Origin of the sequence: Aeromonas sp. 3P (assembly GCF_051919745.1) — a bacterium.
Lineage (GTDB): Bacteria > Pseudomonadota > Gammaproteobacteria > Enterobacterales > Aeromonadaceae > Aeromonas > Aeromonas veronii.
In genome coordinates, this window is record NZ_JBQBED010000001.1 from 2283336 (window position 1) to 2308484 (window position 25149).

Annotated in this window: 22 protein-coding genes, 6 tRNA genes and 1 pseudogene; 15 read left to right on the plus strand and 14 right to left on the minus strand. The window is 56.5% G+C overall.

Translation table 11 applies throughout. The annotated features are described in order from the left end of the window. The first annotated feature begins 89 nt into the window (after nt 1–89). Nucleotides 90–1058, plus strand: a complete 969-nt coding sequence (locus ACTG19_RS10380; RefSeq protein ID WP_113740051.1) for a CYTH domain-containing protein — start codon at nt 90–92, stop codon at nt 1056–1058. Between the two features lie 91 nt (nt 1059–1149). Here ACTG19_RS10380 and dapA read toward each other — a convergent pair whose 3' ends face one another. Next, nucleotides 1150–2022 (minus strand): 4-hydroxy-tetrahydrodipicolinate synthase, encoded by an 873-nt coding sequence (gene dapA / locus ACTG19_RS10385; RefSeq protein ID WP_113740050.1) that lies wholly within the window; start codon nt 2020–2022, stop codon nt 1150–1152. A 280-nt stretch (nt 2023–2302) separates the two neighbouring features. Between dapA and rsmC the strand changes: the two genes are divergently transcribed. From rsmC to ACTG19_RS10430, 9 genes are all read left to right on the plus strand, one after another. Beyond that, nucleotides 2303–3331 carry a 16S rRNA (guanine(1207)-N(2))-methyltransferase RsmC gene (gene rsmC / locus ACTG19_RS10390; protein ID WP_429035608.1) on the plus strand — a complete coding sequence of 343 codons (1029 nt, stop codon included), beginning with the start codon at nt 2303–2305 and terminating at the stop codon, nt 3329–3331. 151 nt (nt 3332–3482) lie between these two features. Next, nucleotides 3483–4700, plus strand: coding sequence for a glucose-1-phosphate adenylyltransferase (glgC, locus tag ACTG19_RS10395; protein WP_005340236.1), 1218 nt, complete (start codon nt 3483–3485; stop codon nt 4698–4700). After that, a complete protein-coding gene (gene glgA, locus ACTG19_RS10400; protein ID WP_043820623.1) occupies nt 4690–6150 on the plus strand; it encodes a glycogen synthase GlgA in 1461 nt (486 codons plus the stop codon). Before glgC ends, glgA begins: the two co-directional genes overlap by 11 nt. A 128-nt stretch (nt 6151–6278) precedes the next feature. Beyond that, nucleotides 6279–6364: transfer RNA gene (locus ACTG19_RS10405), tRNA-Leu, on the plus strand. A 53-nt stretch (nt 6365–6417) separates the two neighbouring features. Continuing rightward, a tRNA-Leu gene (locus ACTG19_RS10410) sits at nt 6418–6503 on the plus strand. Between the two features lie 44 nt (nt 6504–6547). Then, a tRNA-Leu gene (locus ACTG19_RS10415) sits at nt 6548–6633 on the plus strand. Nucleotides 6634–6679: 46 nt separating this feature from the next. Then, a tRNA-Leu gene (locus ACTG19_RS10420) sits at nt 6680–6765 on the plus strand. A gap of 71 nt (nt 6766–6836) precedes the next feature. After that, nucleotides 6837–6922 (plus strand) — tRNA-Leu (locus ACTG19_RS10425). Between the two features lie 109 nt (nt 6923–7031). Beyond that, a complete protein-coding gene (locus ACTG19_RS10430; RefSeq protein ID WP_005343036.1) occupies nt 7032–7304 on the plus strand; it encodes a late competence development ComFB family protein in 273 nt (90 codons plus the stop codon). On the opposite strand, the gene ACTG19_RS10435 is transcribed toward ACTG19_RS10430, so the two are convergent. After that, a complete protein-coding gene (locus ACTG19_RS10435; RefSeq protein WP_005357820.1) occupies nt 7299–7508 on the minus strand; it encodes a hypothetical protein in 210 nt (69 codons plus the stop codon). The genes ACTG19_RS10430 and ACTG19_RS10435 overlap by 6 nt on opposite strands. Nucleotides 7509–7809: 301 nt before the next feature. On the opposite strand from ACTG19_RS10435, the gene nhaC reads away from it, so the two are divergent. After that, entirely contained in the window at nt 7810–9219 is a 1410-nt protein-coding gene (gene nhaC / locus ACTG19_RS10440; RefSeq protein ID WP_047438574.1) for a Na+/H+ antiporter NhaC, read from the plus strand. A 137-nt stretch (nt 9220–9356) separates the two neighbouring features. Here nhaC and erpA read toward each other — a convergent pair whose 3' ends face one another. From erpA to clcA, 3 genes are all read right to left on the minus strand, one after another. Continuing rightward, nucleotides 9357–9707 (minus strand): iron-sulfur cluster insertion protein ErpA, encoded by a 351-nt coding sequence (erpA, locus tag ACTG19_RS10445; protein WP_005340225.1) that lies wholly within the window; start codon nt 9705–9707, stop codon nt 9357–9359. 87 nt (nt 9708–9794) lie between these two features. Beyond that, complete coding sequence (locus ACTG19_RS10450) at nt 9795–10490, minus strand: DUF6776 family protein (protein WP_005343032.1); 696 nt, start codon at nt 10488–10490, stop codon at nt 9795–9797. Nucleotides 10491–10581: 91 nt separating this feature from the next. Then, nucleotides 10582–11970: a H(+)/Cl(-) exchange transporter ClcA gene (clcA, locus tag ACTG19_RS10455; RefSeq protein WP_139433848.1), complete on the minus strand. Its 1389-nt coding sequence runs from the start codon at nt 11968–11970 to the stop codon at nt 10582–10584. Nucleotides 11971–12214: 244 nt separating this feature from the next. Between clcA and hemL the strand changes: the two genes are divergently transcribed. Further along, entirely contained in the window at nt 12215–13501 is a 1287-nt protein-coding gene (gene hemL / locus ACTG19_RS10460; RefSeq protein WP_076495780.1) for a glutamate-1-semialdehyde 2,1-aminomutase, read from the plus strand. 217 nt (nt 13502–13718) lie between these two features. Continuing rightward, entirely contained in the window at nt 13719–14534 is an 816-nt protein-coding gene (locus ACTG19_RS10465; protein ID WP_201990710.1) for a hypothetical protein, read from the plus strand. Here ACTG19_RS10465 and ACTG19_RS10470 read toward each other — a convergent pair. After that, nucleotides 14449–15351 (minus strand): sulfite exporter TauE/SafE family protein, encoded by a 903-nt coding sequence (locus ACTG19_RS10470; protein ID WP_201990708.1) that lies wholly within the window; start codon nt 15349–15351, stop codon nt 14449–14451. The genes ACTG19_RS10465 and ACTG19_RS10470 overlap by 86 nt on opposite strands. Nucleotides 15352–15647: 296 nt before the next feature. Beyond that, nucleotides 15648–16397 carry a DsbA family protein gene (locus tag ACTG19_RS10475; RefSeq protein ID WP_042084194.1) on the minus strand — a complete coding sequence of 250 codons (750 nt, stop codon included), beginning with the start codon at nt 16395–16397 and terminating at the stop codon, nt 15648–15650. Between the two features lie 197 nt (nt 16398–16594). Between ACTG19_RS10475 and ACTG19_RS10480 the strand changes: the two genes are divergently transcribed. Continuing rightward, nucleotides 16595–16682: transfer RNA gene (locus ACTG19_RS10480), tRNA-Ser, on the plus strand. Between the two features lie 453 nt (nt 16683–17135). Next, a pseudogene (locus tag ACTG19_RS10485) lies at nt 17136–17288 on the plus strand (IS1595 family transposase); the annotation flags it as partial. Nucleotides 17289–17351: 63 nt separating this feature from the next. On the opposite strand, the gene ACTG19_RS10490 reads toward ACTG19_RS10485, so the two are convergent. The 7 genes from ACTG19_RS10490 to ACTG19_RS10520 form a co-directional block, all read right to left on the minus strand. Continuing rightward, entirely contained in the window at nt 17352–17648 is a 297-nt protein-coding gene (locus ACTG19_RS10490) for a TM2 domain-containing protein (protein ID WP_139442931.1), read from the minus strand. 203 nt (nt 17649–17851) lie between these two features. Continuing rightward, nucleotides 17852–18523 carry a hypothetical protein gene (locus ACTG19_RS10495; RefSeq protein WP_232091567.1) on the minus strand — a complete coding sequence of 224 codons (672 nt, stop codon included), beginning with the start codon at nt 18521–18523 and terminating at the stop codon, nt 17852–17854. A 143-nt stretch (nt 18524–18666) separates the two neighbouring features. Next, the gene (locus tag ACTG19_RS10500; RefSeq protein ID WP_197971236.1) at nt 18667–20211 is read right to left on the minus strand and encodes a formylglycine-generating enzyme family protein; all 1545 of its coding nucleotides are present in this window, start codon (nt 20209–20211) and stop codon (nt 18667–18669) included. After that, nucleotides 20201–21415 (minus strand): ABC transporter permease, encoded by a 1215-nt coding sequence (locus ACTG19_RS10505; RefSeq protein WP_232091568.1) that lies wholly within the window; start codon nt 21413–21415, stop codon nt 20201–20203. The genes ACTG19_RS10500 and ACTG19_RS10505 overlap by 11 nt, the downstream gene beginning before the upstream one ends. Further along, nucleotides 21402–22112: an ABC transporter ATP-binding protein gene (locus tag ACTG19_RS10510; protein WP_182935915.1), complete on the minus strand. Its 711-nt coding sequence runs from the start codon at nt 22110–22112 to the stop codon at nt 21402–21404. Before ACTG19_RS10510 ends, ACTG19_RS10505 begins: the two co-directional genes overlap by 14 nt. After that, nucleotides 22112–24085, minus strand: coding sequence for a vWA domain-containing protein (locus ACTG19_RS10515; protein ID WP_232091569.1), 1974 nt, complete (start codon nt 24083–24085; stop codon nt 22112–22114). Before ACTG19_RS10515 ends, ACTG19_RS10510 begins: the two co-directional genes overlap by 1 nt. Then, nucleotides 24082–25146 carry a hypothetical protein gene (locus tag ACTG19_RS10520; protein ID WP_182935916.1) on the minus strand — a complete coding sequence of 355 codons (1065 nt, stop codon included), beginning with the start codon at nt 25144–25146 and terminating at the stop codon, nt 24082–24084. The genes ACTG19_RS10515 and ACTG19_RS10520 overlap by 4 nt, the downstream gene beginning before the upstream one ends. Nucleotides 25147–25149: the final 3 nt, after the last annotated feature.

The window sequence follows — 25149 nt, forward strand, 5'->3', positions numbered from 1 at the left end:
ACCGCGAATTAATCTAGTCGTCTCGCGGGCATTATATCCCCGCGACCCGAATCCTGCCCCCCAAAGTTGCCTGCCAGCCCGGAATGACTATGCAAACTGAGATCGAGATAAAGTTTTTTGTCGCCCGCGACATTCAAGCCGAGTTATCCAACCTGCTGAATTATCTTGAGATTAAAGAATCATCACAACAGCAGCTCGGCAACGTCTATTTCGACACGCCGACCCTTGCCCTGCGTCGTCTGGACATGGGGCTGCGCATTCGCCGCTGCGATGCCTTCGCCGAGCAGACCATCAAATGCCGTGGCCAGGTGGTGGGCGGCCTGCATGCCAGACCCGAGTACAACGCTCCCGTGAGCGGCGATCTACCGACCCTCTCGGCCTTTCCCGATGAGATTTGGCCGACTCTGACCGAGCGCGACCACATTCAGCAACAGCTGGTCGCTCAGTTTCGCACCGACTTCCTGCGCCGCCATTGGCTGATCGCCTTCGAGGGGGCCGAGATTGAGCTGGCCTGGGATCAGGGAGAGATAGTCGGCAGTCAAGGCAGCACCACCATCAACGAGCTGGAGCTGGAGCTCAAATCCGGCACGACCGCGGCGCTATTTGCACTGGCCCAACGCCTCGCCAAGCTTTATGGACTACGTCTCGGCGCCCAATCCAAGGCCCAGCGCGGCTATCGACTGGCTGGTCTTGGCAAACCGCTGGCCCTGCAGGCGCTGGTCGAACATGAAGGTATGGATGGCACAACGGGGGTAAGCGAGGGGCTGCGCCACTGGCAGCATCACGAGCAGCTCTGGCTGGAGCATCCTCAGGATAAAGGCATTCAACAGCAGGCACTCGCAGCCCTGTGCCAAGGGATCGATCTGGTCGCCCGCACTGCGGCCACGCTGCCACAACCCGCACCTTGGCTGCCAGCACTGACCAGCCTGCACGCCCATCTGCAAGCCCAGTCGGGCGAGCAAAACGAGTGGCCTGCCGAGCTGACCGAGCTCTTCCTCTATCCGGCGTATGTCGAGTTGCAGCTGGACATCGCAGCCTGGCTGCATCACGCAGCCTGAGCGTGGCCATACCGGTACTAAAGGTCGGAAATAAAGACCGGAAACAAAAGCCGAAAACAAAACGGGTGAGCCTTGGCTCACCCGTTTTGCACTACAGCAGGTTGAGCTGCTGCATGGCGCTGCGAATGCGCTCGCGGGTTGCTTCCGACAGCGGCATCACCGGCAGACGACACTCCTCGCTGCAGAAACCGAGCAGGGAAGCGGCATATTTGGCACCGGCCGGGCTCGGCTCGGCAAACATCGCCTGATGGAGCGGAATCAGCTGATCTTGCAGTTCACGCGCTTCTTGCCACTTGCCGGCCAGCGTGAGGTTCTGCACCTCGGCCACCAGCTTGGGCGCCACGTTGGCGGTCACAGAGATACAGCCCTGACCGCCGCCGATGTTGTAAGCAACCGCAGTGGCATCCTCACCGGAGAGCCAGGCGAAGGGCTTTTTGATCAGCTGGCGCTCGGTCCAGGGGCGGGCCAGATCGCCGGTGGCATCTTTTACCCCGGCAATGCGCGGCAGTTCAGCCAGACGGGCCAGGGTCGCTGGTTGCACGTCAACGATGGCGCGCGGTGGAATGTTGTAGACGATGATCGGCTTGGCGGTGGCATCGTGTACCGCCTTGAAGTGGTAGTAGAGCCCCTCCTGATTGGGACGGTTGTAGTAACCGGCTACATGCAGAGTGGCATCAGCCCCCACCCGCTCTGCATGGAGGGTATATTCGATTGCTTCGACCGGATTGTTGGAGCCCGCTCCGGCAATCACCGGAATACGGCCAGCGACCTGTTTGACCACCAGCTCCACCACCCGGCAGTGCTCGTCATGGGTCAGGGTCGGACTTTCCCCCGTGGTGCCCACCGGCACAATGCCGTGAGTGCCCTGCTCGATATGCCACTCCACCAGACGCAGCAGCGCCTCTTCATCCAGCTTTCCCTGTCGAAACGGGGTGATCAACGCAACGATTGAACCTTGAAACATGGGATCTCCTTCTCCTAAATGACGCGCATATGGCAATAAAAAACCCCGGTACGATGTGCGCAACCGGGGTTTGAAGCTTCTCAGGGATGAGAGGTTACGCGCGAACGTCGGCAGGCCCGAATTTCAGGCTTTTTTTGTGCTTTCGTTTCAACCCGTTGAACCGCATTTCGTCATCTCTGGTCAAAAAATGGTGTCTGGGCATATTTCGGGAACACGGCATAAATGTCAAGGCGAAAGGGGCTATGTATAATGGCCGCCCAAAATTGCGTGGAGAGACCCGATGAGCAGCCCAATCAGTGCCGTCAGCCAGATGCTGGAACGAAACCAAGCCCTCTTTGTCGGCAAGCGGCTACTTGTCTGTGGCGCGCTGGAGGATGACTACCCCCGCCAGCTGGCGAGCCTGGCCCGGACCCTGACCGTCTTTACCACCGATTACTGCTACTACCGCAGCCAGCAGGCCGCCCTCGGCGAGGCTATCCTGTTCGACCACCAGCTCGGTGGAGCCCCGCGATTCGATGCCCTGTTGCTGCTGATGCCCAAGGCCAAGGCCGAGGCACAATATCTGCTGGCCATGATGACCCCCTTGCTGGAAGCGGGTGCCGATCTGTTCCTCGCCGGTGAAAACCGCGGCGGCATCAATGGCGCCGACAAGCTGCTGGCCCCCTATGGCGAAAAGCCGATCAAACGTGACTCGGCCCGCCGCTGCTCGCTCTATCATGGTGAGCTGAGCAAACCGGTCGCCCCGTTCGATCTGGATAGCTGGTTTGGCCGCTATCAGTGCAAGGCCGGTGATACCGAGCTGACCGTGCTGGCACTGCCCGGCGTCTTCAGCGCCGCCGAGCTGGATCTCGGCACCCAGATGCTGCTGGCTGCTGTGCCACCGATGAAGGGCGAGCTGCTCGATTTTGGCTGCGGCGCCGGGGTAATTGGGTCTGTACTGGCCAAGCGCAATCCGGATCTGCGGGTCAACATGGTGGATATCAGCGCGCTGGCGCTCGAATCGAGCCGGCGTACCCTGGCGATCAACGGTCTGCAGGGCAAGGTCACCGCTTCCGATGTCTATTCGGATGTCTCCACCCGTTTCCAGCACATCGTCTCCAACCCGCCATTCCATGCGGGTCTCAAAACCTTCTATGCGGCAACCGAGCAGTTCCTGGCCAAGGCACCTGAATTTTTGCTGCCAAATGGTTCGCTGACCATTGTTGCCAACGCCTTCTTGCGCTACCAGCCTATACTGGAGACACACTTCAAACGGACTGAAGTGATCAGCAGTGATGCCAAATTCAAGGTCTATCTGAGCAAAATGTAAATAAGTGTAAGCAGCACAATAAAACAGCTAGAGAGCGCCATCCGGCATCTGATAAGGTATTAAGCACACGATAAAAACCACCCCTTTAGGGGTGTTTTTATACCGAACATTGAAAACCTTTTCATGTTGCTAATTCAGGGAGAGAAATACGATGGCAGGCATTTTGACCATGATCCTGGCTGGTGGCGAAGGTACTCGCCTGCAGCCTCTGACCACCACCCGCAGCAAGCCTTCCGTCCCCTTCGGTGGCAGCTACCGGCTAATCGACTTTGTCCTCAACAACTTCGTCAACGCCGACTTTCTGCGCATCTATGTACTGACCCAATTCAAATCTCAGTCCCTCTACCTGCACATGAAGAAGGGGTGGAATATCGTCGGCATCACCGACCGCTTTATCGATCCCATCCCGGCCCAGATGCGGATGGGCAAACGCTGGTATGACGGCACCGCCGACGCCATTTACCAGAACCTCGGCTTTATCGAGCGGGCCGAACCGGATCATGTCTGCATCTTCGGCTCCGACCACATCTACAAGATGGATGTAAGCCAGATGGTCACCTTCCACAAGCAGAAGAACGCCGCCATGACGGTCGCGGCACTTCGCATGCCCATCGAAGAGGCGAGCGCCTTCGGGGTGATAGAGGTAGATACCGAAGGGCGGATGATCGGCTTTCAGGAAAAGCCTAAACAGCCCAAGCACATTCCCGGCGATCCGACCCAGGCGCTGGTCTCCATGGGCAACTACATATTCGAGACCGATGCCCTCTGCCGCGAGTTGAAGCGGGATGCCGCCGAGGAGAACTCCAGCCACGACTTTGGCAAGGATGTGATCCCGAGCCTCTACCCGCGCGCCCCCGTCTATGTCTACGACTACAGCACCAACGTCATCCCCGGCGAGAAACCGCACGTCTACTGGCGGGATGTGGGCACCCTCGACTCTTATTGGCAAGCGCACATGGACCTGGTGGCCGACAATCCCCCCTTCTCCCTCTATAACCGCAAGTGGCCCCTGCACACCCACTATCCGGCGCTGCCGCCTGCTACCTTCATCGACAGCGACGAGTGCAAGGTGAAGATCGCCAACTCGCTGATCTCCGCCGGTTGCTTCATTCAGGGCAGCCAGATCCAGCGATCCATCCTCGGTTTCCGCTGCAATATCGGCGCGTGCAGCCATATCAGTGAATCCGTGCTGCTGGGGGACGTGAAGATTGGTGAAGGGTGCTCCATCCGGCGCGCGATTATAGATAAAAATGTTGAAATTGCGCCCGGCACCGTTATCGGTGAAAATCTGGACCACGATAGAGAGCGATTTACCGTATCCGAAGGCGGTATCGTGGTGGTACCTAAGGGAGCAAGAGTTGGCTATTAACCCACTGAAAATCCTGTTTGTTGCCTCGGAAGTTGAGGGGCTGGTCAAGACCGGGGGCTTGGCCGATGTCGCCAGAGCCCTGCCGATGTACCTGGCCCAGAAGGGGCATGATGTCAGGATCATGCTCCCCTTCTACAAGACGATAAAGCGACGGGATGAGGCCAGACTGGTGGCGTCACGCTGGTTGCCAACCCACCCCGGGCTGCCTGATATCGGTTATCGCATCTACCAGATGGAGCTGGATGACGTCTGCGTCTATCTGCTCGACTGCCCGCAATATTTCGATCGTCCCCAGCTCTACGCCGAGAACAATCAGGCCTATCCGGATAATGGAGAGCGCTTTGCCTTCTTCTCGGCCGCAGCCCTCCATGCCTGCGAGCAGCTTGGCTTTGCTCCGGATATCGCCCACTGCAATGACTGGCACACCGGCCTGCTGCCACTGCTGCTGAAAACCCGTCACGCCCACAACCCCTTCTTCCAGCAGACCCGCAGCGTGATCAGCATTCACAACGCGGCGTTTCAGGGGGTGTTTGGCCGCGAGCAGTTCTGGGCCATGCCCGAGATCGCCGACTACGAACGCCGCATCAACTACGACTACGGCCACGTCAATCTGCTCAAATGCGGGGTGCTCTACGCCGACAAGATCAATGCGGTCAGCCCCAACTATGCCCAGGAGCTGCTGACTCACCTCGGCGCCCACGGCATGGCACATATCTTCCAGCAACGGGCGGCGGATCTCTGCGGCATCCTCAACGGCTGCGACTACAAGGACTGGGATCCGGAGTTCGACGAATTCCTGCCTGCGACCTACAGCATTGACAACATGGCTGGCAAACAGATCTGCAAGCAGAGCCTGCAACAGGAGGCGGGGCTGGCCGTGGCGGACTTGCCCATCTACGGCATGGTTTGCCGCCTGACCGAGCAAAAGGGCGTTCCCCTGCTGCTCCCTGCGCTGGAGAAATTCCTCCACCATCAGGTACAAGTGGTGATCGTCGGCTCTGGCGATCCTGCGCTCGCCACGCAACTGCAAACCATGGCCCGGGATTATCCGGGCAAGCTCGCCTTCATCAACACCTATGACGATCGACTGGCTCATCTGGTCGAAGCCGGTGCCGACTTCTTCCTGATGCCCTCTCTATTCGAGCCCTGCGGCCTCAACCAGATGTACAGTCTCGCCTATGGCACCCTGCCACTGGTGCGCGCCGTGGGGGGTCTGAAAGATACCGTGGTGGATTGGGATGCCGATCCCGAGCATGCCACCGGCTTCTGTTTTAACGATCCGACTGCTGCCATCCTGCTCGATACCATGCGCCGCAGCCTGCTCTATTTCCTGCAGGACAAAGAGCGTTTTGCCAAGGTGCAGCGCAATGCCATGAGCACCCGCTTCAACTGGCCTGACTCGGTCACCCAGTATGAACGGATGTATCAGAGCGCATTGGGCCGTTACTGAATGCCAAACGTCAGCTAATTGCTGAAGTTTTGTACCCTTGGCTTCACTTTGAGCGTCAACAGCGAAAAAAGTCCCCTTTGGCTGTTGACGCTCCCCCAAAACTCTATAGAATCCCCCTCCGCAGTGATGCGAAGGTGGCGGAATTGGTAGACGCGCTAGCTTCAGGTGTTAGTGTCCCACGGATGTGAGGGTTCGAGTCCCTCTCTTCGCACCAATACTGCCATGCTGATTCAGCAGCATGTAAATCCAACTAGAAAACCCGAATGTGCGAAGGTGGCGGAATTGGTAGACGCGCTAGCTTCAGGTGTTAGTGCCCCCCGGGTGTGAGGGTTCGAGTCCCTCTCTTCGCACCATGCTTCTCCAGACAGCATGTAAATCAAAACTGGTATCACAATGTGCGAAGGTGGCGGAATTGGTAGACGCGCTAGCTTCAGGTGTTAGTGTCCCACGGATGTGAGGGTTCGAGTCCCTCTCTTCGCACCATGCTTTATCCAGACAGCATGTAAATCCAGACTGGAAACCCGAATGTGCGAAGGTGGCGGAATTGGTAGACGCGCTAGCTTCAGGTGTTAGTGCCCCCCGGGTGTGAGGGTTCGAGTCCCTCTCTTCGCACCATGTTTCTGACATGTAAAAACAGAGCAATGCGTTCCAACCGCATTTAAAAACCAGCTGGAGAAAATCAGTGTGCGAAGGTGGCGGAATTGGTAGACGCGCTAGCTTCAGGTGTTAGTGTCCCACGGATGTGAGGGTTCGAGTCCCTCTCTTCGCACCATTAATTACGCAAAAGGCCCATCACGAAAGTGATGGGCCTTTTGTTTTTACTCCTTGTTATGGCTATGCTTTTGACGACTCACCGCTCATCGTCATGCCAAGGAACGCATATGATACTGGATACCGACATTCACAACTTTTACGAACATCTGGTGCTCAAGGAGATTGAGAAACAGGGGCTGCAGCAAAAGCTCAACAGCGATCAGATGGCCGACCTCTGCTGCCTCACCCTCAACCAGCTTCCGGCCCACTATATTCGCCACAATGTCGACATGATCTACTTCCTGACCGACGCCAAGCGCACCGAAATGGAAAAGCTGGTGGTCGAATCGCTCAAGGTGGCACAGCAGAAGATCAAGCAGGCTCCCGTCAAAAGCTCATAACCAGGGCTGCTGCCAGAGCAGGGTAACGATACCGGTCAACCCGGCCACTGGCAGCAAGATCAAGGCGGGCCGCAATCCGGGCTCCAGCATCACCCAGGCAGCCAGCAGAAAACCGGCACTCCAGGTGCCGTACTCTTTATCCTGACCCCATGCGAGTACGGCCACCGCCACCAGCAACATCATACCCCGCAATATCCAGCGCATTGTTTTCTCCCCAACCAACAATTGATAATAATTATCATCTTCATCTACTGGGGATGCAAGTGGCGTCACGGGCAAGCTTCGTATGTGGCCCTTTGTGTCAACAGGCCGCTCAAAAACGGGTTATGAGATCAACTAATTTGTGATTTTTTCAATCAAATGTGCATTTTTGCCAATTTGATGGGGCTTTAACCCGCCGGGTTTGTGGTAGATTGCGGCCTCTTTTTGGGTTGCCTCCTCGGGATCGATGTATCCACAGGACGAGAGGGAGTGACCTTGGCGAGCAAGAGTTTAGGAAGTATCTATGCAAAACCAACAAAACCACATCCGACTACCGGGCATGGCACAGGTGTTTGCCTGTCTGGCCATTTTCCTGGCCCTGGCATTCTCGTTCACCAGCGTGCTCGATCTGCCGATCCAGCTGGCGCTGTTCATCGCCTGGTTCGTCATCATGGGACTTGGCATCAAACTCGGCCACGATTACAAATCCCTGGAGCAGGCTGCCGTTGACGGCGTTGCCAAGGGGATGGGGGCCATCCTGATCCTGGTCTCCGTCGGTGCTCTGGTCGGCACCTGGATTGCCGGCGGCATTGTTCCCAGCATCATCTACTTCGGCCTCAAGGTGATCCATCCGTCCATCTTCCTGCTGGCAACCCTGATCATCTGCTCCCTGACCTCGCTGGCCACCGGCACCTCCTGGGGCTCTGCCGCCACCGCCGGTATCGCCATGATGGGGATCGGCCACAGTCTCGGCGTGCCTGCGCCGCTGGTCGCCGGTGCCGTGCTCTCCGGCGTCTACTTCGGTGACAAGCTATCTCCGCTCTCCGACTCAGTAGTGCTGGCGTCCACCATGTCCAACGTCGATGTGGTGGAGCATATCAAGGGGATGCTGCCCATCAGCCTGCTCTCCTATGTCATCACCGCCGTGCTGTTCACCGTGGTGGGCATGCAGTATTCAGGCAACGTCAGCCTAGAGCAGGTCAATCTGGTGATGGAGGCCCTCGACAACCAGTTCAACATCACCCCGCTGGCCATAGTGCCGGTGGTGCTGGTGCTGGGCCTGTTGGCCAATCGCAAGCCCGCCTTCCCAGTGATCAGCTTCGGCGCCCTGCTGGGCCTGATCTGGGCCATCGCCTTCCAGGGCATGGATCCGGTCAAGGCGATGCACTCGGCTTATAGTCCGTTTGCCATCACCTCCGGCATCGATTTTATCGACAACATTCTCGGTCGCGGCGGCATGGAGTCCATGCTGGGCTCGGTCGCGGTCATCATCTTCGGTCTCGGGTTTGGCGGTCTGCTGGAGAAGGTCGGCATTCTGGAAGTGATCGCCAGCGCCTTCGAGAAGCGCATCAATAGCGTCGGCAGCCTGACCAGCCACACCATCGGCACTGCGTTTCTGGCCAACGTGTTTGGCTCGGCCATGTATGTGTCGCTGATCCTGACCCCCAAGATCATGGCCAAAAACTACGACCGACTGGGACTGGCGCGCAAGAACCTCTCTCGCAACGCCGAGTTTGGCGGCACCCTCACCTGCGGCATGGTGCCCTGGAGCGACAACGGCATCTTCATGGCCGGGGTTCTGGGGGTGGCAACCCTCGACTACCTGCCTTACATGTGGCTGAGCTTCACCTGCATCATTGTGACCATCACCCTCGCCTACATGGGCAAGGCAGTGAACCGGGTCCCGCTGGTCGCGGCGGCAAGCTCCCGCTAAGCCATCCTGCAAACAACAAAGGCGCCATCGAGGCGCCTTTGTTGTTTGAGAGAAATGCTGTTTGATGGAGGCACTGAGCACCACAAACAAAAACAGCCCTCGTTGCCGAGAGCCGTTTCATCAGACCGATATGTCGATCAGATGGAGAAGCTGGAGCCACAGCCACAGGTCGTGGTGGCATTGGGGTTGGTCACGGTAAAGCGTGAACCCTCCAGGCCCTCGGTGTAATCCACGCTGCCGCCTACCAGATATTGCAGGCTCATGGGATCGATCACCATGGTGACGCCATTCTTCTCGACTACGGTGTCCCCGTCGTTGATCTTCTCATCAAAGGTAAAGCCATACTGGAAACCGGAGCAGCCCCCACCCGTGATGTATACCCGCAGCTTCAGCTCGGGATTCTCTTCCTCGGTGATCAGGTTCTTCACCTTGTTGGCCGCCGCATCCGTCATCTGGATGGGCAGCGGGGCTTCTGCTACTGCACTCATTACTGACCTCACAACCATTAGATCCACAAACATGGAAACCGCGAAATTATCCAATACCCGACCATTCAGTTCAAGTATTCACCACGTTTAACCGGCCGCGGGAACCGGAGCAGGCGGCGCGGCGACCAGCGGCTTGATCACCTCGCCCCACTCAACCAGCAGCTCTTGCGCCGGTTGCCTGCCATCCTTGTTGATGGTGACACGGATTCGATCCGGCACAAAGCCTTCCGGCAACTGCCAATTCCCTTCCAGCAGCTGGAAATAACGCAGGGCATAACGCCACTCGCTCACCTTCATTCCGAGATCGCGACCGGTCAGCGTCTTCGGCTTGTCGGCCAGGCTCCCCTCGACCCGGATCTGCACCTGACCACGGAACAGCTCCCGCTTTTTGGCGGGCTGGGTCAGGGCGAGACGATAGTGGTAGCGACCGGGAATGCTGGTCTCCTGCAGAGTCAGGTTGTCGATCACTACCCCCACCTGTTCGCCGGTGGGGCGCATGATCCGCTCGAAAAAGGCCAGCTGGCGTTTGAGCTCCTGCACCTGCGCCTCCTGACTCTTCAGGGTGGTCTGCAACTGCTCAAAGGCCGCTTTCTGGGTCGCCAGCTGGGTATCTTTCACCCCCAATTCGGTCTTGAGCTGGCCGATGGCCTTGCCCTGACGATCCAGCGTCTCCTGCTGTACCACCAACAGACTGCTCTGGGCCAGCTCCTGACGGTTACCGACAAAGTAACCGATGAGCCCGCCAACGGCTAACACGACCAATAACTTCAATAGATTGGACATAGCCCCTCATCCCGTTATCACGCCATTTACGGCAGCGCCTCTCCCTTCACTATACCGCCCTGACCGGGGTCACAGGCGATAAAGGGAAAAATTAACTGGCCGTGGCGCTGCCATCACCCCGCTTTTGACGCGCGGCGAGCCGTAAAGTTCGCTCCAGGATCTGGGAATAGATGGGTCGGCCACCCAGCCACTGGGCAACCAGAGTCGCACCGACCGTGGTGATCATCATCGGCAGGATCAGCTGATAGTTGTCGGTCATCTCGGTGACCAGCACGATGCCCGTGATGGGAGCACGCACTGTGGCAGCAAACAGCGCCCCCATCCCTGCAATGGCAAAAGCGCCGGGCTCGATGCCAAGCTCCGGAAACGCCGCATGAAACAGATGGCCAAACACCACGCCAAACAGGGTGCCCAACGCCAGGGTCGGTGCAAATACCCCGCCCGGGGCACCGGAGCAGAAGCAGATGAGGGTCGCAACCAGCCGCACCGAAAAGATGAGGAACAGGGTCGCCATCGCATACTCATCCCCCATCAGATGGGGAATAAGCTCTGTGCCGCCCCCCGTCACCGCGGGAGCAAACAGCGACAGTACACCGAACGTTCCGGCGATCAGCATGCCGATGGCCACGAAACGGTGGCGCTTGTTCTGGTGCAACGCCAGATAGCCATCCTGACAGGCCAGCACCAGCTTGTTGAAGACAAAACCGAGCACCCCGAAGGTGGCCCCCATAAAGAGGAACAGCCAGAGCGCCTTGAGGGCGGGCGCATCGTAGTGGGGCAAGGTGATCACCGCCCCCTGCCCTTTCATGTTCTGCAACATCAAGGTCGCCATGATGGCGGAGATCCCCACCGCCTTGATGGCCAGAAAGGAGTAGCGAAACTGCGGTCGCATCTCCTCCATCACGAACAGGATACCTGCCAACGGCGCATTGAAGGCTGCCGCCAGACCGCCCGCCGCACCGGCGGCCAGCAGGGCATGGCCATGCTCCTTGGGCAGCCGGAAGATATCCGCCACCATCTTGCCGAGGTTGCCGCCGATCTGTACCGAAGGCCCCTCCCGCCCCAACACCATACCGGAGCTCAGGGTACAGATGCCGCCGAAGAACTTGACCGGCAACACTCGCCACCACCGCACCGGGCGCAGATCGTCCATCGCCCCCTCGATCTCGGGAATGCCGGAACCACCCGCTTCCGGGGCAAAGGTATGAGTGAGGAAGTAACCGACAAATCCCAACAAGGCGCTGAAGCCAAAGCCGAGCAGACCGAGCTGCCACCAGGGACGGTCTGCCAGCAAGGCGATACGTTGTTCTGCCAGCCAGTGGACTCCTGATTCGAACAGGCCGCACACCAGTCCGGCCAGGGTGCCGACCAGCGCCGCCAGCAGCAGCACCAGCAAGGGCATCTTGTCTTGCCGGATAATGCGGGAAAGCGGCCCCCGTGCAGAGGTATCGGCTTCAGAGGAGAGAGCTTGTTGCGCCATCTTGTTACACCAACTTGGAAAAACCATATCGTCAGCTAGCTGAGATCAGGATCACCCGGCGCGTTGCTCGGCTGCCCAGGGCTGGGGCTTTCTGCTATAGTCGGCCCGTTAAATTTTTGTCACGGGAGCAGACCGAGAGTCCGGGTGGCGAGAGCGCAAAGCATACTCCTGATGCTCCGACCTGCCGAGTCTCAATCGGCTGCAATCCCTTGTGTGACGACCAAAATCCCATTAAGGATGATCCATGTCAAAATCAGATCAGCTGTTTGAACAGGCCCGCCAGACCATTCCGGGTGGCGTCAACTCACCGGTCCGCGCCTTCAATGGGGTCGGCGGCACGCCCCGCTTCATCGATCACGCCGATGGCGCCTATCTCTATGATGTGGATGGTCAGGCCTACGTGGATTACATCGGCTCCTGGGGCCCCATGCTGCTGGGTCACAACCACCCGGCCATCAAGGCCGCCGTCATCAAGGCCGTTGAGAAGGGGCTGAGCTACGGTGCGCCGACCGAGATCGAAGTGCTGATGGCCGAGAAAGTCCGCCAGATCGTCCCCTCCATGGAGCAGGTGCGGATGGTCAACTCCGGCACCGAAGCCACCATGAGCGCCATCCGTCTGGCCCGTGGCTACACCGGCCGCGACAAGATCGTCAAATTCGAGGGCTGCTACCACGGCCACGCCGACTCCCTGCTGGTCAAGGCAGGTTCCGGCGCCCTGACCCTGGGTCAACCCAACAGCCCGGGCGTTCCAGCCGATTTCGCCAAACACACCTTGACCTGCGTCTTCAACGATCTGGATTCGGTGCGTGAAGCCTTCACCCAGTACGGCAGCGAGATCGCCTGTATCATCGTCGAGCCGGTCGCAGGCAACATGAACTGCATCCCGCCAGTGCCGGGCTTCCTGGAAGGTCTGCGCGCCATCTGTGACGAGTTCGGCGCCCTGCTGATCCTGGACGAGGTGATGACCGGCTTCCGCGTCTCCCTGCGCGGCGCTCAGGGCCACTACAACATCGACCCGGATCTCACCACCCTTGGCAAGATCATCGGTGCCGGCATGCCGGTGGGCGCCTTCGGCGGCAAGAAGAAGGTGATGCAACACATCGCACCGACCGGCCCTGTCTATCAGGCGGGTACTCTCTCCGGTAACCCGGTGGCCATGGCAGCCGGTCTGACCATGCTGGATCTGCTGCTGGAGCCGGGTCTCTATGAGCAGCTGAGCGCCAAAACAGCTCGTGTTGCCGAGGGACTGAAGGCGGCCGCCGCCAAACACGGTATCCCGCTCGCCATCAACTATGTGGGCGGCATGTTCGGCTTCTTCTTCACCGAAGAGAACGAAATCACCCGCTACGAGCAGGTCACTCGCTGCGATATGGAACGTTTCAAGCGCTTCTACCATCTCATGCTGGAAGAGGGCGTCTATCTGGCGCCGAGCGCCTACGAGGCAGGCTTCCTGTCGCTGGCTCACGGCGACAAGGAGATCGAACATACCCTGGCTGCCGCCGAGCGCAGCTTCGCCAAGCTGGCTGGCTAAATCGCTACTGCTTGTCGCAAAGGGCCCGTCATGGGCCCTTTTCTATTACAGAGACTCCATCACCACACAGGGCGGCAATACGCCCATTTCTGGTGCATTACCCCCTCGTCATCCACCGATTTGTCATTCTCTGGTGCAACTTACCCCGCCATCCCTGTCATAAAGCAGGCCCACTATTTGCACATTCACCACAAGAGCCCACGTCACCGAGGTCCATATGGCAGAGATGAGCCCCATCGATGTGCTGCGGCGCTATCAGGAGTATCAGGAGGAGTTGACCCCGCTACTGCAGGGGCTACTCAGCGCCCCCCTTGTCTCGCTCAAGGGGTATCCCTTTGTCGTCAGCATTGACCACTATCAGGGGCCGATGTGCATCCAGCCTGCGGCACCGGCCGCCCATAACCGGTTGCACCTTATCGTGCAGGGACAAGGACGGGAGATCACCGTCTGTCTGAATCAGCTGATTGGCTGGTTGATGGGAGACAGGGAGCGCCGCCGCGCCATGCCCTGGTTCAAGGCGGTCTATGTGGTGCTCAGCATGGCGCTGTTTCTCATCGTCGTGACGCTCATCTGGCACGGGCTGGAGCAGCTCTACCAGCTATTGTGCGGCGAGCAGCAGAACCAGCTCGGCGCCTTTAGCGCCATCATCTTCCTGACGCTGGCACTGGCGGTGTTCGATCTGGGCAAGACCATTCTGGAAGAGGAGGTACTGCTGCATAAGGATATCTTCCGCCACAGCGCCATTCGCCGCACCATCACCCGCTTTATCGCCGCCATTCTGATCGCGGTCTCCATCGAGGGGTTGTTGCTGCTGTTCAAGGGTTCGCTCGGCCAGAGCGAGCTGCTCTGGCCAGCGGTCGGAGTGATGGGGTGTGCGGTGGGTTTACTGCTGGCGCTGGGTCTCTATGTTTTTCTTGGGGCCAAGGCCGAAGCGGCACTGGTACAGGCTAGCCTGCGCTCTCCAACGTTAGCTGCACAGGGGAGCGACGCGCCGCCCGCCAAGAAGCGTACATGGTCCAGGAGGTATAGATGACGATAAAGGCAACCAGCCACTTCAGCATCTTCATATCCATGGATTTGACCAGCATGGCGGCCAGCACCACACCGATGGGGCCAAAGATGGCTACCGCCAGCACCGCCTTGGCATCGAATGCCCCTTTACGGATAAAGGTGCCTGCGGAGAAAACGCTAAGCACGGCGGTGGAGCCCATCATGATCGGAAACGCCGCCAGCGGATTCATCCCCAGCAGATAAACCAGCGTCATGCAGGGAGCAAACAGGCCGATACCGACATTCATCAGCACCCCGAAGATGAAATTGCCAAGCAGGGCGATCGCCAGCTTGTAGCCGCTGAGCCCCATCGCATCGCCGCCTACAGGGAAAAGCCCCAGCAGACCGGCAAAGATAAGCCCTGCAACGACCAGCAAGGAGATAGCCATCACCAACCGGATGGTTTGCCGATCAAACGAGGCCACATGACGAGCGCCCCAGGCCGCGCCAGCTGCGGCGGCCATCATCATGCTGATCAGCGTCAGCGGCTCCACTGCTACTGCGCCGACGAAGATCAGCGACTGAGTCACGGTTGGCAGCACGCACTGCCCATTTAGGGTACCCGGCAGCACCCGATCATCGATCAGCTTGAACTGCTTGTAGCAGGCGGTCTTTACCGCAAAGCTGCCCACCCCCAGGGTATCGAGGAAGTTGGCAACCCCACCGATCAACGCCACCGGCCAGAAGGGGGTCGCCTCAAAGGATCCACTCTGCTTCTTCCGCCAGCAAGCTTGCACCAGCATAAAGATGAATACGAGGCCTCCGGCTATAAAAACAAGCCGTAAAATATCAACTAACATAGGGATTTCTCCTGCAACGGGCGGCGATTCTAAGGCAAGCAGCAGAAAAAATCTTGACCGGAATTAAGCAATGCTCACGACACGCCTCTGCAAGGTGAAATATTTATCAATAGACTCCGAACGACTCTGCTAATACTTGTTACTGAGGCCAACAGGCCGGGTCCTGAGCACGTTGTTATGGTCCTTTCGCGACGACCACTTGTGCCAAAGGACATAATAAAAAAGAGGGCCGGTAGTGATACCGACCCTCTTTCTGTATCTGGCCGGGGCGCTGGGCCCTCGACCATGACAACCGCTTATTGAATGCTCTTGCCGGCGCGCACGTCCTTGATAAACCCCTTCAGGCTGGCCAAATCACGGGGGGCACCGCGCAGGATCTGATCACCGATGATGAAGGCCGGGGTACCGGAGATACCGAGCGCTTCAGCCAGCGCACGGTTGGTACCGAGGTTCTGGTCAATGCTGCCATCCTTGATCTTGGCCTCCACCTTGCTCCAGTCCACACCGGCCGCCACAGCCAACTGCTTGACCTGTGCTTCATCAGCGAGCGGGCCCTGATGGGTATAGAGCTTCTCGTGGAACGCTTGGTACTTGTCAGGCTGCCCCAGCTGGACCGCCAGCGCAGCACGAGCTGCGAAGTAGGAGGACTCGCTCAGAATGGGGAACTGCTTGTAGATGTACCGGATGTCTTTGTCTTCCGCCATCAGCTGCTTGACCAGCGGATGGGCCCGCTTGCAGTAACCGCAGTTGTAATCGAAAAACTCCACAATGGTCAGAGATGCCTTCGGATTCCCCATCTCGGGATCCTGATTGGCATAAAGCTGCTTGGAGTGAGCCTTGATCAGCGCCTTGTCACTCTCGGCCTGCTGGCTCTCCTGCTTGGCACGCAGGGCATTGGACATCTCGACCAGGATCTCGGGATTCTTGACCAGATAGTCGCGAACGATTTGCTCGACATCGCTTTTGGTCAGCTCACTTGCATGTACCGGCGTCGCCAGCAGGGTCACGCCAGCCAGCGCGCAAAACAGGGCATTTTTAATAGTCATAACGTTATCTTGCAGAGGATATGATAGAGGCCACTATAGTGGTTGAGTCTGTTTTCAAGTCAAGTTATCTGGCCAAAAAAGCGCTTGATGCACCCTGATTGCCACTTTTTCATGTCGTTTCGTGCAATTAACCAGCAATCGAACCGGACGGGGATTTACAAGCCGGATCAGCATGGTAATATTCGCCGCACTGCTGCGGAGGGGTGGCAGAGCGGCTGAATGCACCGGTCTTGAAAACCGGCGATGGGCGACCATCCGTGGGTTCAAATCCCACCTCCTCCGCCATCTATATGGCCCAACTGATTGATTCGGTTGGGCTTTTTTGTATCTGTGATTTTTGGTATGCCAGTGAGTATGCCATTAGGTGTTGGCTGTCCTACCCCTTGATAGCACTCCCTTGGACAGGTCATTGCCACGACTTCCTCAAGTTACCCAAAGCAAGAGAGGGCCTTCGGCCCTATCTGTCTTACTATCTACTCTGTATCTCTGCTATCAACACTGCTCGGTAGGTTATTTGCTACATCACGAAACGCTGACAGCGCAGCAAGCTTCTCGATAATTTCATGCTGCAGCCCATCATGTCATTTTGGCTAACTGGGGTGGCTAGATAACACTACATTCCGCTGAACCGTCATCTTGACTCCGGTACGGGGGTTTCCTTCCAAATGAATCATGTTCAAAAGGTGCCTGTCCGTGATGCTCGAAAATTTTTGAGCCATGTGTCGGGCCAGCGAATCACTGGCAGAGTGGATGGAGCTGTTCCATGGCGTGGCTACGCACTACCTGAAGAACTACCTAGGTTGGCGCATGATGCTGGAACGTTACGAAAGGGGCGTAAATATCAAAGCGTGTTTGCATGAGGCACTGGGGCAACACGTAATCGGAACATAGCCAACGGCAAATCTTGAACCTAAAAAGCCCGCCGCGCAAGCGGGCTCAGATACTCCCCCCTGACTACACTTTGGCGTACTTCTCTGCGAACTTCTCATCAGACATACAGATGTATATCACGAACTCAATGAAGGCGATGACTGCCGGAATAAACGTCCAGCAAAAGATTAGATATAGAAACCCTTGCAGGGCCTTGCCAAGGTAAAACTTGTGAATACCAATCCCACCAAGGAAAAAAGCAAGTAGAGCAGCAGTAATCCGGCTCTTGCTTGCACCATATACTGCTCCACAATGGGGACATGATGTTGCTGTTTTGTGAATTTCCTTACCACACCCTCGACAAAAAACCATCTCTGACATATAAGCTCCATTTTTATATGAACATTATTTATAAAAGTTAAATCTCATACGATGATGTATGCTTATAAATATCGAAACACCATCTATCTATCCCACTCATCAGGAGTGCACCTTTCCAATCCATTCAATTTTAACACCGAATTTTTCATGCCCCAACATAATTGATCTATGAACTATTCATGAAGCTTTTTCAATGGCAGTTGTCAGTCCTTACGTAGCATAAGGCTGTTGATATCCCATACCCAACGCTCACTAGGATTGCCGGGCAGTTCGAGAGTAAAACTGTTGCTATGGGAACTGAGCTTGCCTTGATCACTACAAGTGCCAAATACCTCAGACATCATCGTCAGAGAGTCTTTCCTGGTAATGACTAATTGATAGAGAACAGGACACGCCACCCCACCACTAAAAAGCTCAAGAAGTGCGGCTTTACCATCGGGTATTGCAAACTGGTGGGCCACATCAACCCCAGTATAACTGTCGTGATGAGTCAGTAGCTCACCATTGAGCAGCACATCAAAGTTCAATTCATCATTTTTGCGTACAGTAAATCCAGCCGATGCGTTTGCCAGCTTAGGCTGAAAATAGACACTCCCATTGGTGTAAGTCACCATAGAGCCATCAAATGCTACTTGAGTTCCCACAAGTTCCATTAGAGCAGTGTAATCCTCATCGTTGAACCATAGCTCCACAGCATCTTTCCCTGATACTTCGACCCAAAATTTCATGCTGGCATAGCTCAGTTTTCCGCTCAGAGTTGCAGGCACCTTGGTCTCAATCTCAAAAGTACCATCAGCAGCGAAGGTGGCCACCGAACCGGTTACCAAAACACTAAATAAAACTACGCGTAATACTTGGTTAAAAAAGTGGATCATGATTTTCTCCATTGGTTTTGGGTAATCCCCGTTCACCTTTAGGGGCGTGATGACCCCTTCGCATAGGGACTCATAGATATTGGAATTCAGAACATGACCTCACTAATGGTCAAAGAGGCTAAGCATTTTTAAATTCAATTAAGTCATTGCAACTTCTTACAGTTTTCCAACCACATGACAGCATCAATTTTTCCATTTTGTAGATAACGCTGCTGGTTTGCCCAATGAGTTGCAAGAAATGGTCTAAGTCCATTCAGCTTTTTGTTAATTGTCAGCATTTGATTAAAAACTGATACTTGCTCTTTAATTGGGCCTTCACCATATATGGATGCAGACTCAACCAAACCACTGGCGTAATAGCCCGTAAGCTGGCTCAGTCGTTCTTTTTGCTCATCCAGCTTGGTCTTGCGAGCTGCGCAGTTTTGATCTGCTTTATCACTGCAGAGCAGCTCATAGTTGGAGCTAAGAAAATCCAAGAACTTGCCATCATCTTGTAACTTGGTGCAAAGAAAGGCACCGAGGTTAAGGCTGGCGCGAATCGACTGTGCACGCTCTTCCTGCTGCTTTTGGTTGCTAGCCCTGAGCTGGCCTTCCAGGTTTTTCAGTTTCTGCTTGAGCGCCTCATCGTCAACCCCGGAGGCCAGTGTATTCAGCTCGCTGACCGTATCCTTCTTATCACTGGCCTCCCCTGCCGGTTTGTTTGCTCCCAGTTGCCGCCAGCTGCTCTCGATGCTCTTGACTCGCTTGGTCGAGGTCATGGTGGGAGAAACTAGCACCAGTCGTAGTCCGGTACTCTTGCTGGTAAAGTGACGATCGTCATCGTAGTAACTCACCTCTTTGCGGGCCGCACTGCGCAAGGCGGCCTGCTCGGTAAGGTAATTTCCACCTCGTACCACATAACCACCTGCCTGACCATGCTGACGATCGAGCTTGTTGAGGTAGAAAGGTTCAAACATCATCTCGTCCACGTTGCCCAACATGTCGTGCAAGCCCAACGGGTTAGGAGCAAGCAGCCCCACCAGTTGCAAACGACCATTGGCTGACTGAGCCCCGGCAAACCATTCATGCTCTTTAAGGTCATTCATTGGATAACGAATATCACGAAACTCAGCGCTGTTGACCTTGAGCCCGCCACGAGCGGCAAATTCCCACTCGATTTCGGTCGGCAAGCGTACAAACCCCGCTTTACCATCTTCTTTGGGGATCTGGTCAGCGGCATGCTGTCGCAACCAAAGATTGTATTTATCGGTTGCCGCGACCCCATCAAACCAGCTTATGCCGCTCGCCGGCAGGCTAAGCTTCTTCGATGGTGTAGGGCAGGTATCTGCGGTAAGTGCCTGATATTGCAGCTGGCTCAGCTCATATTTAGCCATCAGGTAATAGCGGCCCTGCTCCTTAGCTGACTGAGTGAAACTACCGGCAATGAAAGCAGGATGAGTGTGCTCGACAAAGCCCCAGTCGCCGCCGTCTTGACCTACCTGAATGGGTAAGTCTTCCAGCGGGCCGCTGACTGGCACCTGCACTCGCCGAAAGGCCATGGATCCCTCGCATGGCATCGGCAGGATCACATCTTCTGCATCGGGTTTGGGATTGTAATTTTTCTCTGGCCATGGCTCAGCAAATGTACTACCGCTGGACAGGGCACATCCCATGATGATGAGCCGGGATAAGGTCTTCTTAGAGTTCACGCAGACTCTCCGCAGGTTGAATGGCAATGGCTCGTCGCGCGCCAATAATGGCCACCAGAATGGCTACCGTCAGGGCCAGAATTAGGGCCAATAAGCTATGAAATGGGGTGATCCGGCAGATCATCTGCTCGGTACTCTGGCTGCTAGCCAGCGTCCTATTAAACAGTGCACTGCCGCTCAGATAGAGCAAAATGCCGCCCCCATAGGCAAGCAGCGTCAGGATCACCCCCTGAAAGATGATGTAGAGGCCCACCGCCGGGCTGGTGAAACCGAGTAAGCGCAATACTGCAATGTGCTTGCGCTTGCGATCCACGTTCGCGAGGAAAGCGCCGATCAAGGAGGCAATACAGCCGATCAGCGCGGTGCCAGCGATGACGTTGAAGATGAGGCTAAGTACCCTGTTGATACTCTTTATGTTCTCGATATCTGCTAGCCGGCTCACTGTCTCGATGCGCTGCTGCTTGAGCCACAGATCAAGCGCCGCCACCTGGTCAATACTGTCGGCATAAATGCGGGTGCGAGCGAACATCGGCGGTTTGTCCGTTAACGGCAGACCTGTGCTGATCCCCAGCATAGGAATACGATAGCCATCACGAAAAGACTCCAGCGCCAGCAGCAAGGACTGCTGCACGAACAAGGCTGGACGGTTGAAATAAGTGGGCACTAATATCGCGCCCACTGTCAGGGTGCGCTCTCCCCATTCGCGTCGAGTGTCTAGCTGGCGCATGACGCGCAAGCGGATAGTGTCACCCTCACGGACAGCCAAGCGGCGCGCGGCCTCGGAGCTGAGGATCACCTCATCCTCTCCCCCCAGCTGCAATGCACCGAGCAGCGGGTCCCCAAGAGCGGTCGGGATCACCTCCGCATTTTCAATGAAATGGCTCATATCTTTAAGCAAATCGGCTTGGGTATTGAGGGATCGGGTTTGGCCGATGGCAAAACCTACCTCCGATTTTTGCTGCAGGGCAGCGATCCATTCTGCTGAATAGTGGCCACTGCTCACCATGCGGATCTCCAGATTACGTGGATCTCTCGCAAGCTCCTGCTGCAACTGGCTTACCACCCCATAACGCAACCCAAACATCAGGAGTAAAGGGGCGATAACGGCCACCAGCGAGGAGATAATACAAAACGATACCGAGCTATCATGCCAAAGATCCTGCATGGCCAAGCGCAGCAGTAGTCCGCGTTTAGGAGAGCGCAAAATGAGTTTCTCCCCGCGTCAAATTAGCTTTGAGACAGGGCAAGCCAAACGTCTTGACCAGCCCCCAATCATGGGAGGCCACCAGCGCCGCGATGCCCCACTCTTGAACTAACTCGATAAAGAGCGCAAAGAGCAATCTCGCAGTGTGGGGATCAAGCGACGCGGTAGGCTCATCGGCCAGTAACAGCTTAGGTCGATGCGCTACCGCCCGCACAAAAGCAACTCGCTGGCGCTCCCCGATAGAAAGCTGGGCCGGTTTCTTGTGCAGCAATCCCGCCAACTTGAGGGTCTGGATGGCCCGCGTGAGTAACCGCTCATCTTCTGCGATACCCAGCAGTTGGCAGGGCAAGCGGATATTGTCTCTCACAGTCAAAAAGGGCAGCAAACCACCGCTTTGCAACATAAAGCCTATTCTGGCTGCGCGGATAGCGGCTAACGCCGCTTGATCGTTGGCCGCCAGCAAACGTGCAATATTGACCACTGCTGGAGTTGCATCAGTAAATTCCATCTCAAACCGCCCCACGCGGCTGGGAGTCAGTAACAGTCCTATCACCTCAAGCAGGGTGCTCTTGCCGCAGCCACTTTCCCCTGTCACGGCGACCACCTGCCCCAGAGGCAAGTTCAGTGAGGGCAAACAGACCCTGTGGGCCTGTTCCCCGCTGCCCCGCACTATGCTCATAGCTTCGATACACAGCATCAGGGCATCATTTCCAGAGGAACCGGATAGACATGATCACGGGGATCGCTATCCTTGGCCAGCGCCACCCAGCGACTGACATCAGCATTGTAACGCTGGTAATGGCGCAACTTGGTCGCTAGGGTGCGGATAAACTTCTCCTGTGCCAACCCATCCCAACTCTTCCAGGTCTCCTCATCCAGATTGAGTACATCACTGCGATAAGGCAGGTCGGCAAGGTATTCCCCCATCACCCCCAGACTCGTGATGCTGGTATTATCCAACTGCTTGAGCTGATTGGGATCAGCCCCCATGGTCGCAGCCACCGAGCGCAAGCGCTCGAACATCTTGGCCGGTGAGATCATGCCTTCATTAGCCGCATCCAAAATCTGTTTCACCACATCGCTAAGATCACTAAGCTGGCCCTTGGTGAGCAGCACCCTGACCTCGGTGGTCGGGATATTCTGCTTGATCAGATCCCGGTCGCTGATCCAGGCCTCGAACACCAGGGGAGCCTGTGTTCCACTCTTCTTGCCGAGGTAGGAAAGCTGCATGGCATGACCGATTAGCGCAGTATCTTGCAGCAATTTTTGCTCCGGGGTGAGCGAATCATCCTCCGTGGCGTTACTGGCGCTGCCGATGGCAGGTTCGCCAAAGTAGGATGCTTTTACCTGCTCGGTGATGGCGGTAGCCAACGCATCAACCTTGTCACCAAACTCGTTTACATCGCCAGCATTGACCGGATAGTAAAGCGAGGTATTGGTACCACTGTAAGTCGATAGCTCCTGATATTGGCTCGCAGCCTTGGCGTGATCTTTCTTACCCGCCGCCGTTTTCAGGTGCAGGGTATATATCGCCACACCTGGGTTGGCAGCTTCCAAGCGGATTTGCTTGGCATCCAATCCTGTCGTAGAGAGCTTGTTATCCCCCTCTATCGCACCTGCATCGGTGATCAGCACCACATAACGGGCTCCAAAGTGGCTCCAGTCGACCTGGTCTATCGCCTGCATCACACCTGCATACGCATCCTCATTGAACAGCTTGCTCGAAACGGTCGCCTGCTTGAGATCGGCCACTTTTTTCAAAAAATCGGCACCATCTTTGATTTCATTAGGATCGGCATACATGCGGGTGGTGTATTCCAGACCAGGCACCGCCTGGGCGTTGGAGCGAAAGGAGATCATGCCAAATTTCACCTGCTGACCCAGATTTTCCTTGTTGATCCGCTCATAGACCTTGCGCACGGCCTCTCGAGTTCGCTCGATATAAGGCCCCATCGAGATGGTGGAATCCACCACGAACACCACAGCAGCATTGAACTCCTTGAGCTGGCTCACCTTGGCACTGGGTTCAACAGTGGCCGCCTCGGCCTTGCTGACCGAGGCCACATTGAGCAAACGGGTGTAGAAACCATCCTCGGTCATGACCTCCTCACCACTGAGGATGGGTAACAGATAGAACTGTTGCTGCAGATCGACAAAGTACTCGGGTTCTTGCGCCAGCACCCCGCCAGCATTGCCCTGCTTCTTCAACGCAGCGCGCAGCGGTGCAACCTTGGCGACCGGATCCGCCGCCTCCAGAATCTGATTGAGCTGATCTCGCTCCTTGAAAAAAAGCAGGCGATCCCGGTTAGCCGGATTGGTGAAAGCCAGAGTCAGCTGCATCTTCCAATCCACAGTACAAGACTGGGGTAACCAACCGATGCTCTGGCCATAGCTGTCGGGGCCGACCTTTACCCAGCCGGCCCCCTTGGCATTGACCTGCTCATAGACATAGAAGCTACTGAAGGCTGGTTGCAGCACCCCAGACGTCTGACCCGCCTCGGCCACCAACTCGCAACCGGGGGTGGTCAATACTCGTTGATATAGGCTCTTTTTCCCCTCCTGTAACAATGGACGATGCTCCGATGTCGTCTCGGCCGCCGCCGCACCTGCGCCCCCCAACAGCAGCATGAGTGCTGCCGCGCCGCGCAATGACCTAGTTGCTGCAATCACTTGCTTAACTCCTCATAGCGCTGTTTAGCCTCACCATTGTCGGGCTCAACCTGAAGTACTGTGTCATACCAATAGGCTGCAGTGGCGTTATCAGCCTCTTTAAAGCAGTCGTTCGGCTGGTGGAACTTGGGATCATATTCACGGGCATAGGCCAGGGCCACCTTGCTATCTCCCCCCTGCGCACGGTTGGCATAAAGGCGCTGCGCCACACCACATTTCTGGGCTGACTTGGCGCTTTGGATCACCGCCAATAAGGTATCGGTTGGCGGCTGCTGTGCAATACAGGCCTGCACAAACTCCAATTCGCTCTTCGTCGCCAAATTAGCGGCACTGCAACCATCCTCCGTTGCCTCGCCGCTGGCTTCATTAACCACTGGTTCTGCCGCCACCGGTTCGACAGCAGTTGCAGCAATAGGATCGATCACTGGTGCAGCTGCTGAGCGGCTAAACCAGAAGATCAGGGCGCCAATCAGTAGCAACAGCACCACCCCACCTAGGATCAGCGGAGTCTTCGATTTAGGAGCAGCCGTAGTGGCCGTCAGTAAGGGCGTCTCCACCGGCACGGGCGCTGGTTCGATCTCGGGTTCCGCACGGAAGGCTGGCAGTTCAATCTCAACCGGCACCTCAACTGGAGCTAAATCTGGCACTGGAGGAGCATCAACCACGGGTGAGTTAATGACACTGCTGCCACCATATTCACCCACCTCGCCTCGAGCACTGGAGGGGAATACCGCCTCGCGTGCCACTTGCAAGGTGGTATGACGGATTTCACTAGAAGCCAGCTTGACGTTGATCTGAATTGGGCTTGAGTTGACCAACAAGGGATCCACGATCGCAGCACCCACCCGAAAACCGCTGCCGCTTTGTAGCGGATAACCGCCACTGATGCCAAACCAGTGGGGGGCGGGGCTCCACAGCCCCCCCTCTTGCAAATAGTTCTGCTGATTATTGAGAAGAGAAAATTCGAGCCCCTCCACCAGCTCGGAGATGCCCCGCAACCGGATTAGTAGTTGGGCTTCACCCGGTACAGCGGGGTCGGTAGCAATTATTTTGGCTAGCATGGT